General features: G+C 30.3%; 15 protein-coding genes. 7 read left to right on the top strand and 8 right to left on the bottom strand.

The features are described 5' to 3' along the window. Positions 1-5: 5 nt before the first annotated feature. The 4 genes from P161_RS0104390 to P161_RS0104375 form a co-directional block, all read right to left on the bottom strand. Positions 6-749, bottom strand: coding sequence for an isoprenyl transferase (locus tag P161_RS0104390; RefSeq protein WP_026775843.1), 744 nt, complete (start codon positions 747-749; stop codon positions 6-8). 3 nt (positions 750-752) lie between these two features. Further along, a complete protein-coding gene (locus tag P161_RS0104385; protein ID WP_026775842.1) occupies positions 753-1430 on the bottom strand; it encodes a DUF6089 family protein in 678 nt (225 codons plus the stop codon). Positions 1431-1536: 106 nt separating this feature from the next. Continuing rightward, on the bottom strand, positions 1537-2436 hold the full coding sequence (locus P161_RS0104380; protein ID WP_026775841.1) for an NAD kinase: 900 nt from the start codon (positions 2434-2436) through the stop codon (positions 1537-1539). 91 nt (positions 2437-2527) lie between these two features. Continuing rightward, positions 2528-3187, bottom strand: coding sequence for a CBS domain-containing protein (locus P161_RS0104375; protein WP_026775840.1), 660 nt, complete (start codon positions 3185-3187; stop codon positions 2528-2530). A 165-nt stretch (positions 3188-3352) separates the two neighbouring features. Here P161_RS0104375 and P161_RS0104370 point away from each other — a divergent pair, with 165 nt between their 5' ends. Then, complete coding sequence (locus tag P161_RS0104370) at positions 3353-4066, top strand: pyridoxine 5'-phosphate synthase (RefSeq protein WP_026775839.1); 714 nt, start codon at positions 3353-3355, stop codon at positions 4064-4066. A 182-nt stretch (positions 4067-4248) separates the two neighbouring features. Beyond that, positions 4249-5022, top strand: coding sequence for an alpha/beta fold hydrolase (locus P161_RS0104365; protein ID WP_026775838.1), 774 nt, complete (start codon positions 4249-4251; stop codon positions 5020-5022). A gap of 216 nt (positions 5023-5238) precedes the next feature. On the opposite strand, the gene P161_RS19870 is transcribed toward P161_RS0104365, so the two are convergent. Further along, positions 5239-6594, bottom strand: a complete 1356-nt coding sequence (locus P161_RS19870; protein ID WP_026775079.1) for a transposase — start codon at positions 6592-6594, stop codon at positions 5239-5241. A 138-nt stretch (positions 6595-6732) separates the two neighbouring features. Then, positions 6733-7233, bottom strand: coding sequence for a hypothetical protein (locus P161_RS0104355; protein ID WP_155810418.1), 501 nt, complete (start codon positions 7231-7233; stop codon positions 6733-6735). A 370-nt stretch (positions 7234-7603) separates the two neighbouring features. Between P161_RS0104355 and P161_RS0104350 the strand changes: the two genes are divergently transcribed. From P161_RS0104350 to P161_RS0104340, 3 genes are read left to right on the top strand one after another with little or no spacing between them, the layout of a single operon-like run. Continuing rightward, complete coding sequence (locus P161_RS0104350; RefSeq protein WP_026775836.1) at positions 7604-8464, top strand: phosphatase PAP2 family protein; 861 nt, start codon at positions 7604-7606, stop codon at positions 8462-8464. A 9-nt stretch (positions 8465-8473) separates the two neighbouring features. Then, positions 8474-8800 (top strand): nucleotide pyrophosphohydrolase, encoded by a 327-nt coding sequence (locus P161_RS0104345; RefSeq protein WP_026775835.1) that lies wholly within the window; start codon positions 8474-8476, stop codon positions 8798-8800. Then, positions 8801-9049, top strand: coding sequence for a hypothetical protein (locus tag P161_RS0104340; protein WP_026775834.1), 249 nt, complete (start codon positions 8801-8803; stop codon positions 9047-9049). 434 nt (positions 9050-9483) lie between these two features. On the opposite strand, the gene P161_RS0104335 is transcribed toward P161_RS0104340, so the two are convergent. Together P161_RS0104335 and P161_RS0104330 are read right to left on the bottom strand one after the other, a co-directional pair. Continuing rightward, the gene (locus tag P161_RS0104335; RefSeq protein WP_026775833.1) at positions 9484-9792 is read right to left on the bottom strand and encodes a GIY-YIG nuclease family protein; all 309 of its coding nucleotides are present in this window, start codon (positions 9790-9792) and stop codon (positions 9484-9486) included. A 573-nt stretch (positions 9793-10365) separates the two neighbouring features. Further along, complete coding sequence (locus P161_RS0104330) at positions 10366-13473, bottom strand: glycosyl hydrolase (protein ID WP_026775832.1); 3108 nt, start codon at positions 13471-13473, stop codon at positions 10366-10368. Positions 13474-13529: 56 nt separating this feature from the next. Here P161_RS0104330 and P161_RS0104325 point away from each other — a divergent pair, with 56 nt between their 5' ends. Both P161_RS0104325 and queA read left to right on the top strand, forming a co-directional pair. Further along, positions 13530-14765 carry a 3-phosphoshikimate 1-carboxyvinyltransferase gene (locus tag P161_RS0104325; RefSeq protein ID WP_026775831.1) on the top strand — a complete coding sequence of 412 codons (1236 nt, stop codon included), beginning with the start codon at positions 13530-13532 and terminating at the stop codon, positions 14763-14765. Between the two features lie 67 nt (positions 14766-14832). After that, complete coding sequence (gene queA, locus P161_RS0104320) at positions 14833-15882, top strand: tRNA preQ1(34) S-adenosylmethionine ribosyltransferase-isomerase QueA (RefSeq protein WP_026775830.1); 1050 nt, start codon at positions 14833-14835, stop codon at positions 15880-15882. Positions 15883-15984 lie beyond the last annotated feature (102 nt).

The following is a 15984-nucleotide window of genomic DNA, read 5'->3' as shown; positions in this document are numbered from 1 at the left end:
ATAGTTTACTCTGTAAGTTGTTCGCTAGTTTTTCCAAATCGTCTTTCTCTATTCTGATAATCTATGATGGCATCATAGAAATGTTCTTGTCTAAAATCTGGCCAAAGTACATCTGTAAAATATAATTCGGCATATGCCATTTGCCATAATAGAAAATTACTAATGCGTTGCTCTCCACTAGTTCTAATCATTAAATCAACATCGGGCAAATTAAATGTATATAAATGGTTATTTATAGTATTTTCATCTATTTTTTCTAAATCAAGTTCTTTATTAACAACTTTTTTAGATATGTTTTTGATTGCATTAACAATTTCTTCTCTTGATCCATAGCTTAAAGCAAAAGTTAATACAATTTCTGTATTGTTTTTTGTTTCAAGAATAACATCATTTAAAACTTTTTGTGCTTTTTTAGGAAGTGATTCTATAGAACCAATGGAGTTTACTTTTACTCCTTCTTTCATAAATTCTGGTAATTCTTTCTTTAATGAGTTTATTAAAAGGCTCATTAAAGCATCTACTTCTAATTTGGGTCTGTTCCAATTTTCGGTAGAAAAGGCGTATAAAGTAATTGCTTCTACATTTACTTGAGAGGCTGCTTTTACAGATTCTCTTACAGCAGTTAAGGCATTTCTATGACCAAAAATCCTACTCATTCCTTTGCCTTTTGCCCAACGTCCATTACCATCCATAATAATGGCAACATGTTTTGGCGTTTTTAGCAAGTCGATTTGTAGTTTTTTATCCATAGATTAAAATCCAGTTGTGTAACAAGCAGGTCTACCAAAAGTGTATATTAAAGATATACCTGTAAACACATACCAGTCGTTATTATTACCACCAAAATTTAATTCAGGGATTGTTTCTGTAGTGTAATCTAAATCGTCATTTAAAGAATAGCGAAACTTAGTTTCAACAGCAAACGCAAGTGGCCCAATTAGTTTCGATTTAAAACCAACACCAAAAGGTATTGTAAATGAGTTTTTAGTATCATACAAAAATTGGTTAGGTTGTGGTTCTGCAACTACATATTCGTAATTATAAGCTGCCAGATCTAAAGTTATATAAGGTGTCCATGTTTTACCTGGTGTAGATAAATCATAGTCGTAAAAATTATATTCTAAACCTATTGCCAATTCGTGTATTGTATTTGTAAATTTGATTCCTCTATCGTTTTTAAAATCTGTATCTGCATCTAAATCATCACCAGAAAAAGGTAAATAACTGTATGTTGCTCTAAATGCTATTCTAGGATTGTGATTGTATTTAAAAAATACTGCACCAGCAATTTCGTTTGGATATATATAGTTGGTTCTGCCAACATCTCCAACAAAATTGGAGCCTCCAGCAAAAACACCTATTTCATAAACTTGCCCTAATAAAACATTAGAAAAGCAAACAAAAATCAATAATAATATACTTTTTTTCATCCTAAAAAATAGCGAGCAAATATAGGTATTTCAATTTGCTTTTTAAAGTTAATATTCAGTCTTTTTTGAATAACAACTAATTAAGGGTTTTATTGTAATGTAAACGTTAAAGGTTGGTTTCGTTTCTTGTATCTTCTCCCCATAATAACTTGGTGCGTAACGTTTGCAAAAAAGATTGGTTTTTAGGTATAATACTCTGAATGGTAAATGCCGCTTTTTCTATAAAAACTTGTGTGTTTTTTGGTACGGTTGTAATTCTGGAGTCTAAAGAAATTAAAAAATCTTTTTCTCTAGAGTCTACCGTTAATTGAATGGAAGTTTTATCAGAAATAACCATGGGTCTTGCATTCAAATTATGAGGTGCAATAGGTGTAATTATAAAATTTTCAGAATTTGGCGAAATTACTGGACCATTACAACTTAAAGAATAGCCTGTAGAGCCTGTTGGTGTTGCAATAATTAACCCATCTGCCCAATAGTTGGTTAAGTACTCATTATTTAAACTGGTTTTTACACCAATCATAGAAGTGGTGTTTTTTCTTGCGATGGTAACTTCGTTTAAAGCAAAATTTAATTCTTCAAAAGCAGCTGTTTCAGGTGATGTTTTAACAGAGAGTAACGTTCTTTTTTGAATGGAAAATTCGCCATTTAATATTAAATTGATGCTCTCTGTAATGGTTTTTTTGTTGATGGTTGCTAAAAAACCTAATCTACCAGTATTAATTCCTAAAATGGGAATGTTTAGATCTCTAATATAGGTTACAGCTCTTAAAATTGTTCCATCTCCACCAAGGGTAAACATGGCATCAAAAGAATCGTTTAAGTCTGAAAAATGAGAAAATGTTGGGTATTTTTTATCTAGTATATTGCCTTCTACTAATAAATCGTAAAATTTATGCTCAATAAAACTCACAATATTATTTTCATTCAAAACTTCTAGTAAAATCTGCATTTCTTTCTCTGCAGAAATTGAATAAGACTGACCGTAAATTGCAACTTTTTTCAAACTATTCTTTTATTATTTAACTTCCAACTTCCAACTTCAAACTTCAAACTTCAAACTTCCAACTTCAAACTTCCAACTTTTAACTTCTCAGTTACATCTCTAAGTATTTCTGCAAGTATTCAGATCTGTTTTTTAAATCCTCTAAATAAATATCATTTTCGTGCGTGGAAATTACTTTGTAATCATAACGCCTAAACGTGTGCATAATTTCGTTTATTTCTTCGGATACAATTTTTAAGGTTATTTGTGCAGCACCTTCATTTCTTTCGGAAATATATAAGCCCAATAATTTGCCTCCATTGCTTTCTACAATTTGTGTAACTTCACTCATAGAGTAGTCTTCCTCTAATTTTTCGATGATTAAAGTTTCACTTTCTTCAATTAAAAAAGGACTTGTAGAAAAAACATCTAAAACATCACGCAAATCATAATACCCAATATAATTTCGGTCTTTGTTTAAAACAGGAATTACATTCGTATCATTATCTGCAAAAATCTTTAACAATTCTAAAACAGTTGCTTTTTCATCAGCAAAAAAAGAATTTAATAAATGCGCATAACTCACTAACTCATCTTCTTTATTGTCAATGGTTTGCAAGTCGTCTTCTGCAAAAGAACCTAACAATTTATCATCTTCTATAACAGGAAAATGAGTAATTGGGTAATTTTTAAACAAGCTTTGGGCACCTTTTACAGTGTCGTTTAGTTTTAGCGCTTTAATCTCTTCGAGTATGTAATCGTTTATGTTCATTCTTTACGAATATAGGATAAAATGATTAAATGGGTTATCTTTGATGCCTAATTTTAGGTTAAAAATTAAAACTGAAGACACTTATTTTTGAATGATATTTATATTTTTCTATTCTTAAAATTGATGTCTGAAATTTATCAGTTTAGCCTAATTTAATTTTAAATGATGACAAAGTTAAGCGTAAATATTAATAAAATTGCAACTTTAAGAAATTCTAGAGGTGGAAATGTGCCAAATTTATTAAAAGTTGCTCACGATATTGAAGATTTTGGAGGGCAAGGAATTACCATTCACCCAAGACCAGATGAAAGACATATTAGATATCAAGATGCTCGCGATTTAAAAAACACAGTAAGAACCGAGTTTAATATTGAAGGAAATCCTATTAAATCTTTTATGGATTTGGTGTTAGAAACTAAACCAACGCAAGTAACTTTAGTGCCAGATGCTGTAGATGCAATTACGTCAAATGCTGGTTGGAATACGATTGAACATCAATCTTTTTTACAAGAAGTAATTCAAGAATTTCAAAGAAATAATATTAGAACATCAATTTTTATTGATACAGATTCAAAATTAATTGAAGCTGCTGCAAAAACAGGAACAGACAGAATTGAATTATACACAGAACATTTTGCAAGCGAGTTTGGTAAAGGAAACAAAAGCGCCGTAAAACCTTATACTGAAGCTGCAATTTTAGCACACAAATTAGGTTTGGGAATTAATGCTGGTCATGATTTAAGTCTGGAAAATATCCAATTTTTTAAAGAAAACATACCTAATTTAGCAGAAGTTTCAATTGGCCATGCTTTAATTGCTGAAAGCTTATATTTAGGATTAGAGAATGTGGTTAAAATGTATTTGCATAGGTTAAAATAGTTTGCAGTTTGCAGTAGCAGTTGGCAGTCAGTGTTTAATATACAACTTCATCATTTAATTTAAAGATAGTTTAAAGTTTTGTTTTTAAGTAAAAAATGATGTTAGTTTTCAAAATTCCTCTGTGAAACTCAAATTAAGAGTACAAAAGAAAACTCTGTGATTCTCTGCGTAAAAAACAAAACATGAAAGAAAACAACATCTTACATTCTATAATTTCTGGTAAAGGTAAACCCTTATTAATTTTACATGGTTATTTTGGTTCGAGTGATAATTGGAAAACGCTAGGAAATCAGTTTGCAGAAAATTACCAAGTTCATTTAATAGATCAAAGAAATCATGGGCGAAGTTTTCATGCAGATGAATTTAATTATGAGCTTTTGGTTGATGATTTACATACATATATTCAACATCATCAATTAGAAAGTATGTATTTGATTGGGCATTCTATGGGAGGAAAAACAGCGATGTTATTTGCTGTAAAATATCCTGATTTGGTTGATAAATTAATTATTGTAGATATTTCACCTAAAGAATATGCACCACATCATAATGCAATTTTAGCAGGCTTAAATTCGGTAGATTTTTCGGTTCAAAATTCTAGAAGTTTGGTAGACGATAAAGTTGCTGAATTAATTCCTGAGCTTGGTGTGCGTCAGTTTTTACTAAAAAATGTCTATTGGAAAGAGAAGGGAGTTTTAGATTATCGTTTTAATTTAAAATCGCTCACAGAAAATAACCCAGAAGTTGGCAAACCTTTGCCACAAAATACAACCTTTACAAAAGAGACTTTATTTTTAAAAGGAGAAAAATCTGATTATATAATTCCTTCAGAACATTTTATAATCGACACTCATTTTCCCAACAATAAAATTGTAGAAATTAAAAAAGCGGGTCATTGGTTGCATGCAGAAAACCCTAAAGATTTTTATAAGGAGGTTGTTGATTTTTTAGATTGATTTTTAACTAAATAGTTAGTATCTTAACTGTTGGAAATCCTTTAAATTCTATTAGTTAGGCACTTTCAGAAGTAGTTTAATTTTTTGAAAATTATTTTAAAAAAGTGATAGAAAATTATAATTTTCTATCACTTTTTTAATTTATATACCTTTTTTATGTTTCGCAGTAACCTTATTGCATAGTTATCCTGTGTTTTTAATTTTTATTTTAAAAATTTAGGCTACTTTTTGTAAAATTTGATTTTGCATTCTTCTGCCAATTTCAAGGCAATTTGCAGTATGAATACCAAAGAATATCCAAAGTATTTCTGTTGGTTTGGTTTTCGCTTTTATCTTTTTTAGATGATAATGTTCCTTTTCTTTACCAAAACCCCCCTCTAATCTAGAAGCTCTTTCTTTGGTAATCATTTTTTTGAGCTTTTTTTGCTCTTTATGATGCTTTGAAGGTCTTCCTTTAGGTTTGAAGTCTGTTTGTATATGGTTTGAAGTTGCAAAAACTCTGTTCTTATTCGTTGCATAAATAGCATCTGCACCAAGTATTTTAATTTTCCTATTGGTTAATCCTTGTGCCTTATAAACTGTATTTTTAAATTGTGTCCCTTCATTAAAGTTATCAAAACTTATTTTCTGTATAAAGTTAATTCCATCAATTTGAAGTTTGTTTACTTTTGCCCCAAATTCTACTTTTTTTATCTCTTTTCCTCTCACTATTGGACGTAAGTAATCTTTGCTTATGCTTACGATTCTATTCTTTGGTTTTTCTCCTTTCTCAAACAGTAAATACTGTTGTGAGAATATTTTTTTTACTGTATTTAGTGTTTTATAAAAACGATTTGGCATTGTAAAATAATGTTGTTTTTCAAGAGTTTTAATCTCCGCTAATAATTTGCGTAATAGTTTTAAAAAAGCTCTTGTTATGGAGGTTCTTTTCTTTGTTGTTTTTCTTCGCATTTTACTATAACCAACATATCTTTTTGACCATTTCAAGTATTTGGTTCTAGGAAGTTTTACACCTAAAGATTTACAAATTATCTTCATTTGTTTATAGCACCAGTCAACAGATTCTTTCAATAGTTTTTGATCTGTTGGATAGCGAACTTCACTCTCATAACAAGTGGCATCTGTTGTTGCTTTTTCTTGTTCATCAATATATTTACTCCAATAATTAAATAGTATTTTTTCTGTTGAACTAATGTTTAAATCAGCAGCTAATTCGCAACGTATTTGACTCACTATTTTATAGTTTTCAAGGGTATCAAATCCTAAATAAATACCACAAAAAAACTGATAATTATAATTGGAATTCAACTGCTCAATCAAACGCTTATCAGAACAACAAGCATAATGTTTTAAAAACATTAAACCTAATTTTCCTTGAGGGCTAAAAATACAGTCTGGTCCTTTGATAGCTTCTGTAATTTTAAATGATTTGACTAAATTTTTCCAAGGAATTGCACTGTAAATTTTACCTAAATCAGACATTAAAAAACGTGCTTTGAATTTTTCTAATTCCTCTGTAGAGGATAAAAAAGAAAAAGAGTACTGGAAGTCAGAAATTCTTCGTATTTTCATATTTGTAAAAAAGAAAAACCCCGTTTTTTAGGCTTTTTGCCTATTTACGGGGTTTGGTTTATCTAAAATACAACTTATTTAACTGATAAACAAGTGTTTATTTAATTCTGAAAGTGCCTAGTTATATTCTGAAGTTAGCTACAGTTCTTTAAGTTTTATTCTTATTTCATCTTGTCGATACTCTCCGAATCTTCTTAAAATTGCACCATTATTTTTAATTATTATATAATTTCCACAGCCAAAATCATATTTAAAAAGTAATTGTCTTAAAAAATCATCTTTGTCTTCAAATACATGTTTTTTATCATAATCATAATTTTTTTCGGTAATGAAAAACTGTATACTGGTTTCATTTTTTTTAAAATATCTTATATATTTTCTGTCAGAAGTATAATAATCAATACATGAGCCTTTAGGTTTAACTTTTGGGTTATAGAAAAAGTTTATAACAATATTTTTAGTAGAATCTACTTTTAATTTAGTAATTTCTCCCAAATACTTAATCAGCGAAAGTCTTAAGTCAGGAGTTATTTTGCCAATTGATTCTCTAAAAGATATTTTTCCTATATAGGCAGTATCATTTTCAATTAAGCTATAAACATAATTTCTGTTTTTTATTTTCTCTTTAAACTCTTTCATTCCAACTAGTTTCGAGTTTTCATCGTTTAGGATTTCCTTTTTAATGAGATTTTGAGAAATCAATAAATTAGAAAATAACGTGAATAATAAAATTGTAATGGTTTTCATTTTTCTTAAATTGTAGCTAACTCCTTATATAACAACTTTTATTATGTTTATTCCTTAAATTTAAAGGGATAAGATGTTTTTTGTGTAACTTTTTATCTTGTAAATATAATTTATTTAATACAGTATTTAAAGAACTTTTAATTTCATATGCTTTCAAAAGTTGAAATCAATTAAAACGAGTTTTCTACCTAAAAAGAAATAATAGTTTGAATCAAACCAAATTATTTTAGAAACTTTATCTTTGAAGCTTCAATTTTATTCGATGAAAAAAGTATTTGTTGTTTTTTTATTCACTTTTTGTGTACACTCAAGTTTTTCGCAAACTGAAAAAATCGCTTTCAATTTAGACTCCAACAGAAATTTTTGGCAAAAATTTACATACGATTTAGGAAATATGGCTGGAGGAATGGGCTATGCTTATACAAGACCTTTGCATTGGCAAAAAAAACAATTCGCAAATTTTGGATATGTTGCTGTAGGTACAGCAGCACTTTACACAGTCGATGATCATATAGATAATTGGGCAAAAGGTTGGAGTGGAGATGTGCCTCGTTGGTTGGTAGATTATGGAAATGATATTGGAAGTCCAAACAACAATTACATGATTACTGGAGCTGTTTACTTAACAGGTTTGTTTATAGATGATCCAAAATTAAGAAGAACAGGTGTTTTGTTAATTTCATCTGCATCTGCTGCTGGTTTATTACAACAAGTTTCAAAAAGAATTATTGGTAGAGCAAGACCAAGAATAGATGTTGGAAAAGGTAAATTTGATCCTTTTCATATAGACAGGGTTTTTAACTACGATTCTTTTCCTTCTGGTCATGTAATGTTAGGTTTTACAAATGCGTACGCTATTGCAAAACAATTTGATAATCCTTGGATAAAAGCGGGTTTGTATACAGTAGGTTCTATTCCTGGTTTAAGTAGAATTATAGATCGTTTTCATTGGGTTTCAGATGTTTTATTTTCTACAGCAATTAGTATTTTTATTGTTGAAGCAATAGATAAATTTTTAGACACCAAATACGCTGAAAAATACAACTCCGTAAAAAAACAGAAAAAAGTAGTTTGGGATTTGCAAGTAACTCCAAGAACTTTTGGAATTTCTATGAATTTTTAATCATAAAAAATGAACATACAAAACGCACAACAACAAGTAGACGATTGGATAAAAAATCACGGAGTTCGTTATTTTAACGAGCTTACAAATATGGCTCAATTAACGGAGGAAGTTGGCGAAGTTGCCAGAATTATTGCAAGACGTTATGGAGAGCAAAGTGAAAAAGAATCTGATAAGAATAAAGATTTAGGTGAAGAATTAGCAGATGTAGTTTTTGTGGTTTTATGTTTGGCAAATCAAACAGGAATTAATTTACAAGATGCTTTCGAGAAAAAATTAGACATCAAAACAAAACGTGATCATAATCGTCATCATAATAACCAAAAACTAAAATAAATGAAGTTTACAGAAAAAATAAAACAACCAGAATTTTGGAGAAACTTTTTTAAAGTAGCCATTCCCTTTTTTATTATAGTTACTCTAATTTCATTATTTATGAATAGTTGGCGAGAAATATTTGCAGGAGAATTTGCAACAGTTTCTGAAGCTAATTTTAATGATGGGAAATGGAAATCTTTTTGGGGAATTAAAGTAGTTATTAGTTTTATTTACGGTGTTTATATTACAAATAAGAATATGAAGTAGGATTCGTAAAAACTAATGAAACCTTGAATTATAGAAGGATTACGTTATTCCATTTCGACAAGTTCAATGTGACCTTTTGAATTTTTAATTGAGTTTTAGGAACACTAAGTTATTTACCGATTATCAAATAACAATGTATCAAACGAATGTCAGTCTGAGCTTGACGAAGACCTTTTGTTGTATTTCGACAAACTTATTATGATCTTTTGAGTTTTATTTGAATTTTGGAGAACTATATTATTTTCTGATTTTCAAATAGCAAAGAATTTAGAAATGTCAATTATAGTTTGTCAAAAACATTTGAGTGCATTTCGACAAGCTCAATGTAACCTTGTGAATTTCAACCGGATTTTAGGAATACTAAGTTATTTACTTATTATCAAATAACAATATATTTAACGAATGTCAGTCTGAGCTTGTCGAAGATCTTTCTACTACATTCTTGATCCAAAATTTTCTGTATAATTTTTAGAAAACTTAACTAAATCATCCCAATTTTCATCAATTAAAGCTTGTTTTTTTCTTCTAGACCAACCTTTTATTTTCTTTTCGTATTGAATTGCATCTCTGGGATCTGAACATTCCAAATACCATTTTAGTTCTAATGGTAATCTAGAGCCAGTATAAGAATCTTTACTTTTTCCAGATTTGTGTTCTATCATTCTTCGCTCTAAATCATTGGTCATTCCTGTGTAAAATGAATTATCAGAACAGAGCAAAATGTAAACATAATAAGCTCTCATTTTTTAATTTTTAAATTGATGAAATTTTGAATATTTTAGTTTGATAAATTATAATTACAACTATTTTTTTTAAATTAATTCTAAAGACAATTTATATAATGAATGTCTGTTTGAGCTTGTCGAAGATTTTTGCATGCATTTCGACAAGCTCAATGTGACCTTTTGAGGTTTTAATTGAGTTTTAGGAACACTAAGTTATTTACCGATTATCAAATAACAATGTATCAAACGAATGTCAGTCTGAGCTTGTCGAAGACCTTTTGTTGCATTTCGACAAACTTATTATGATCTTTTGAGTTTTATTTGGGTTTTGGAATACTATATTATTTTCTAATTTTCAAATAATAATGAACCTAACGAATTTTAGTCTGACCTTTTCAAAGATATTTATTTGCATTTCGACAAGCTCAATGTGACCTTGTGAATTTCAATTGTATTTTAGGAACACTAAGTTATTTACTCATTATCAAATAACAATGTATCAAACAAATGTCAGTCTGAGCTTGTTGAAGACCTTTTGTTATATTTCAACAAGCTCAATGTGACATCTTTTTTTTATGTGTTTATTTTCTTTTAATCCAACTGAATCAAATCGATATTACTATCTTTTACTTTTTGATTTAATTCTTTTACGCCATTTGTAAAAAGTGCATTTAATTTTACTAATTCTGCATCAATTTCTTTTGTAATTTCATTTTTAAAATCGATTGCCTGTTGAGTAGGAGCGTAGTTTCCAACTCTTGTTAAAGAGTTTAAATGCGCCAATTTGTTATTTAAACGAATTGGATAATTTAAAGGATCTTGCCCACTTTTAGACTTTGTTTGATATAAAGTTTCTTCGATTTTTGTTAAATCTTTTACTAATTTATCAGCAAAATCGATGAGTTCTTTATGTTTCTTTTTATTGGTAATTGACTTCTTTAACAATCCAACTTGACTTCTAACTTTCTTCACATTTTTTAATCCTTTGTGAATTTCCGTCATTTTCTTGTTGATGTCGTTGATGAAATCAAACTGTGCTTTCATTTCAGCTTCTGTAACTTCAGAACTTGGGTTGTTAATGATTGTAAAGTTTTGAGTTTGCTTTGCATCATTTACAGCCAATTCCACTTTATAAGTTCCAGGCAAAGCCATTGGTCCGTTTAAAGAAGCCCACCACAAAATCATTCCATCAACAGATTCTGCTCCATCATACATCATGTTCCAGTTGAAAATATTATTTCCATCTTCAACTTTTAAAGTACTTTCTTCTTTCTCTTTATTAGGTTTTGTTGAAAATTTCTTAATTAAATTATCATTCAAATCGTAAAAAGAAAGTGAAATTGTGTCTTTTTCATTGGCATTTTTGATGAAATAATTTACAGCAACACCACCTGCATGATTGGTTCCTGCAGTTCTAGAAGTTCGTCCATTTCCACCAGATAAATTATATGCATCTTTTGGTTTGTATAAAACAACTTCTTTTTTTAATGTTGATGAATTTAATTGATGTAAAGGTGTTAAATCGTCAATAACCCAAAGCGATCTTCCTTGCGTTGCCACAATTAAATTATCGTCTTTAATGGCTAAATCTGTGATAGGCACAATTGGTAGATTTTGCTGAAAAGATTCCCAGTTTTTTCCATCATCAAAAGAAACATACATTCCTTTTTCAGTTCCTGCATATAACAAACCTTTACGTTTTGGATCTGCTCTTAAAGCTCTTGTAAAACTTTCACCTTCAATTCCTTCAACGATTAAATCCCAAGATTTTCCATAATTATCAGTTTTATAGATGTAAGGTTTGTAATCTCCAGATTTGTATTTTGTACCTACAATATAAGCGCTTCCTTTATCAAAAGGACTCACTTCAATACAGTTGATCATCATCCATTCTGGCATTTTTTTAGGAGTGATGTTTTCCCAATTTTCACCATTATTTTTAGAAACGTGTACCAAACCATCATCTGAACCTGTATAAATTAAACCAGGTTCTAAAGCAGATTCTGTAGCCGCGAAAATAGTTCCATAATATTCTACACCAGTATTATCTTGTGTAATTGGCCCTCCAGAAGATTTTAATGTTTCAGGATCGTTTCTTGTTAAATCTGGACTGATTAATTTCCAAGATTGTCCTTCATCTTCTGTAATATGCAAATGATTAGAAGCAGCGTACAAGCGTTTTTTGTTATTTGGTGAAAAGAAAATTGGGAAATTCCATTGAAATCTGTATTTAAAATCTTCAGCTCCATGACCCATTGGGTCATCTGGCCAAACATTTATAGCTCGAGTTTCGTTGGTTTTATGATTTACTCTTGTTAGTAAACCACCATAACTTCCTCCGTAAACAATGTCATCATTTAAAGGATCTACTGCAATATGGGCACTTTCTCCACCAGCAGTTGAGCTCCAATCAGATTCTGTTATAAATCTACCATCATTTCTGTGCGAAATTCTTACAGTAGAATTATCTTGTTGCGCTGCTAAAATTCGGTAAGGAAAATGATTATCTGTGGTAACTCTATAAAATTGTGAAGTTGGTTGATTCATATAGGTACTCCAGTTTTCACCAGCATCAAAAGAAACTTGCGCTCCTCCATCATCACCAATAATCATTCTTTGATTGTCTTCTGGAGCAATCCATAAATCATGATGATCTCCATGAGGTGCATTGTAAGTCTTGTAACTTCTTCCACCATCTGTAGATTTGTGGTAACGCACATTTAATACGTATAAAATATCTTCATCTTGCGTATCTGCATACAAACGTGTGTAATACCAAGCTCTTTGGCGTAATTTACGTTCAGAATTTATTAAGCTCCAAGTTTTTCCTGCATCTGTAGATTTGTAAACGCCACCTTTATCATTTTCGATTAAAGCATACACAATATCCGAATTTACTGGCGAAACTGTAACTCCAGCAATTCCCCAAATACCACTTGGTAATCCTTTATTGGTAGAAATATTCGTCCAAGTTTCACCTTCGTCAGTACTTTTCCAAAGTGCAGAACCTTTTCCTCCAGAAGATAAACTGTAAGGAGTTCTTCTTACATCCCAAGTTGTGGCATATAAAATTCTAGGATTATTTGGGTCGATAATTAAATCGACAACTCCAGAGTTTTCATCAGAAAACAGTACTTTTCTCCAAGTTTCTCCACCATCAATCGTTTTATAAACACCTCTTTCTTGGGTTGGTTTGTATAAATCTCCCATAACTCCTGCAAATACAATATCTGCATTTTTTGGGTGAATACGCATTCTTGGAATGTGTCTTGAATTTTTTAAACCCATATGTTTCCAGGTTTTTCCTGCGTTTTCAGATTTCCAAATTCCATCACCAGAAGAAACATTTCCACGAACGGTTTTTTCGCCCATTCCAACATAAATTACATTATTGTCAGATTCTGCAACTGCAACTGCACCTACTGAACCACCAAAAAATCCGTCAGAAATATTTTGCCAAGTATTACCAGCATCTGTAGTTTTCCAAACTCCACCACCAGTGGCACCCATATAAAATAAGTTTGCTTTGTTGTTTACGCCTGTAACTGCTGCAGATCTTCCACCTCTAAAAGGACCAATATTTCTGTATTTTACTTCGCTAAAATATTCGTCAGAAACTTGGGTAGCTTTTTTTTGTGCATTAACTTTGGCATTTGCAGATAAGAAAAAGCAAAAAGCCAGAAAAAGATATTTTTTCATAAGGATTAGTTATAGTTTTAGAGTTTAAAAGTAAGAATTAAAAATCAATTTTTAGAATGGACATATTGTTAAATGTTTTAGCCGATAAAAAAATAAATCAAGAAATAACAATTTCTGGTTCTAAAAGTGAATCTAATAGATTATTGATTTTGCAAAAACTGTTTCCAGAAATTACCATTGATAATTTATCAGATTCTGATGATTCTGTACACATGCAACATGCTTTATCAACCAAAGAAGTACTTGTAGATATTGGGCATGCAGGAACAGCAATGCGTTTTTTAACAAGTTATTTTGCTGTAAACGAAGTTAGAGAAACTGTGTTGACAGGTTCTGAAAGAATGCAAAACAGACCTATTGAAATTTTGGTAAATGCGTTGAGTGATTTAGGTGCAGAAATTACCTATGAAGATAAAGAAGGATATCCACCAATAAGAATTAAGGGAGCAAAAATTACAAAAGATAAAGTTCAAATTAATGGAAATGTTAGTAGCCAATATATTTCTTCTTTATTATTAATTGCATCAAAATTACAAAACGGACTAGAAATTGAATTGGTTGGAAAAATAACGTCTGTTCCTTATATTAAGATGACATTGAGTTTGTTAACGCAATTAGGAATTGAAAATACTTTTGAAGGGAATTTCATCAAAGTTCATCCGAAGAAAAACATCGCAAAACAAACTGTTGTTGTAGAATCTGATTGGAGTTCTGCAAGTTATTTTTATTCAATTGTTGCATCCGCAGAAATTGGTTCAACAATTCAATTATCAGCGTACAAAAAAGAAAGTTTACAAGGCGATTCTTGTTTGTCAGAAATTTACCAGCATTTTGGAGTAACAACCACTTTTGGTGATAATTTTATCACGCTGAAAAAAGAAAAAGAAAGTAATAAGGAAGTTTTAGAAATCGATTTAAAAAACGCTCCAGATATTGCACAAACTATTGCAGTTACTTGTTTTTCTGAGGGTATTGCTTGTAATTTAGCTGGTTTGCATACCTTAAAAATAAAAGAAACAGACAGATTAGTTGCCTTAGAAGACGAATTAACAAAATTAGGAGCAAAAATATCTGTGACAAATGAAAGTTTACATTTGGAAAAATCAACCAAGATTAACCAAAATATTGCTATAAAAACCTACAATGATCATAGAATGGCAATGGCTTTTGCGCCTTTGGCTTTAAAGGTTCCTGTTAAAATATTAAATGCAGAAGTTGTTACAAAATCGTATCAAAAATTTTGGGACGATATGCAGCAAATTGGCATCCAACAAAAAGAAGTTAAAAGATAAATAGTCAAACACTTGACAACGCCTATTCGCATATCGTATCTTTGCATTTTTAAAGCAAATTATTTATATGAAATTATCACAATTTGATTTTGAATTACCAGAAGAATTGTTAGCAGTTTATCCTCCAGAACATAGAGATGAATCTCGTTTAATGGTATTGAATAGAAAAGACCAAACAATTGAGCATAAAACGTTTAAAGACCTTATTGATTATTTTGATGAAGGTGATGTTATGATGTTGAACAACACCAAGGTTTTTCCTGCAAGAATGTATGGTAACAAAGAAAAAACAGGTGCAAGAATTGAGGTTTTCTTATTAAGAGAACTAAATGCAGAAAATAGATTATGGGATGTTTTAGTAGACCCAGCAAGGAAAATTAGAATTGGAAACAAATTATTTTTTGGTGATGATGATAGTTTAGTTGCAGAAGTTATCGATAATACAACATCAAGAGGAAGAACATTACGTTTTTTGTTTGATGGAAGTTACGAAGCTTTTAGAGAAAAATTACTAGAATTGGGCGAAACTCCTTTGCCAAGATCAATAAATAGAGAAGTGGAGGCTTCAGATGAAGAGCGTTACCAAACAATTTATGCAAAAAATGAAGGTGCTGTTGCAGCTCCTGCAGCTGGTTTACACTTTTCTAAACATTTATTAAAACGTTTAGAAATTAAAGGAATTGATTTTGCTGAAATGACACTGCATATTGGTTTGGGTACTTTTAGTTCTGTGGAAGTAGAAGATTTATCGAAACACAAAATGGATTCTGAGCAAGTTAGTATTCCTGCAGCAACTGCAGATAAAATTAACAAAGCAAAAAAAGAAAAAAGAAGAATTTGTGCAGTTGGTACCACAGTTATGAGAACTGTAGAATCTTCAGTTTCTTCTAAACAAGAGTTAAATGCTTATGAAGGTTGGACGAATAAATTTATTTTTCCTCCTTACGATTTTAGCATTGCAAATGCAATGATTACGAATTTTCATCCACCAAAATCTACCTTAATGATGCAAGGAGCAGCATTTGCAGGATACGATTTTTTAATGGAAGCATACAAATTAGCGATTAAAGAAGGCTATAAATTCTCTACATATGGAGATGCACTTTTAATTATCTAAAAAGATTATAAGTTTAAAATACTATTAAAAACTGGCGATTTAGAATTGTCAGTTTTTTTGTTTTTGGGCGTTTCTTTATCCTGAAGAAATTCAGGACCAAGT

Origin of the sequence: Polaribacter sp. Hel_I_88 (assembly GCF_000687935.1) — a bacterium.
GTDB lineage: Bacteria > Bacteroidota > Bacteroidia > Flavobacteriales > Flavobacteriaceae > Polaribacter.
The sequence above is the reverse complement of the archived record's forward strand: the minus strand, read 5'-3'. Positions and strand labels throughout refer to the sequence as shown.

Excerpts from the sequence above, each read along its gene's own strand:
- P161_RS0104340 (WP_026775834.1), top strand. The coding sequence starts at position 8,801 with ATGAAGTTTACAGAAAAAATAAAACAACCAGAATTTTGGAGAAACTTT.
- P161_RS0104330 (WP_026775832.1), bottom strand. The coding sequence starts at position 13,473 with ATGAAAAAATATCTTTTTCTGGCTTTTTGCTTTTTCTTATCTGCAAAT.
- P161_RS0104365 (WP_026775838.1), top strand. The coding sequence starts at position 4,249 with ATGAAAGAAAACAACATCTTACATTCTATAATTTCTGGTAAAGGTAAA.
- P161_RS0104355 (WP_155810418.1), bottom strand. The coding sequence starts at position 7,233 with ATGAAAGAGTTTAAAGAGAAAATAAAAAACAGAAATTATGTTTATAGC.
- P161_RS0104375 (WP_026775840.1), bottom strand. The coding sequence starts at position 3,187 with ATGAACATAAACGATTACATACTCGAAGAGATTAAAGCGCTAAAACTA.
- P161_RS0104325 (WP_026775831.1), top strand. The coding sequence starts at position 13,530 with ATGGACATATTGTTAAATGTTTTAGCCGATAAAAAAATAAATCAAGAA.
- P161_RS0104390 (WP_026775843.1), bottom strand. The coding sequence starts at position 749 with ATGGATAAAAAACTACAAATCGACTTGCTAAAAACGCCAAAACATGTT.
- P161_RS0104385 (WP_026775842.1), bottom strand. The coding sequence starts at position 1,430 with ATGAAAAAAAGTATATTATTATTGATTTTTGTTTGCTTTTCTAATGTT.
- P161_RS0104335 (WP_026775833.1), bottom strand. The coding sequence starts at position 9,792 with ATGAGAGCTTATTATGTTTACATTTTGCTCTGTTCTGATAATTCATTT.
- P161_RS0104350 (WP_026775836.1), top strand. The coding sequence starts at position 7,604 with ATGAAAAAAGTATTTGTTGTTTTTTTATTCACTTTTTGTGTACACTCA.
- P161_RS0104345 (WP_026775835.1), top strand. The coding sequence starts at position 8,474 with ATGAACATACAAAACGCACAACAACAAGTAGACGATTGGATAAAAAAT.
- P161_RS19870 (WP_026775079.1), bottom strand. The coding sequence starts at position 6,594 with ATGAAAATACGAAGAATTTCTGACTTCCAGTACTCTTTTTCTTTTTTA.
- P161_RS0104370 (WP_026775839.1), top strand. The coding sequence starts at position 3,353 with ATGACAAAGTTAAGCGTAAATATTAATAAAATTGCAACTTTAAGAAAT.
- queA (WP_026775830.1), top strand. The coding sequence starts at position 14,833 with ATGAAATTATCACAATTTGATTTTGAATTACCAGAAGAATTGTTAGCA.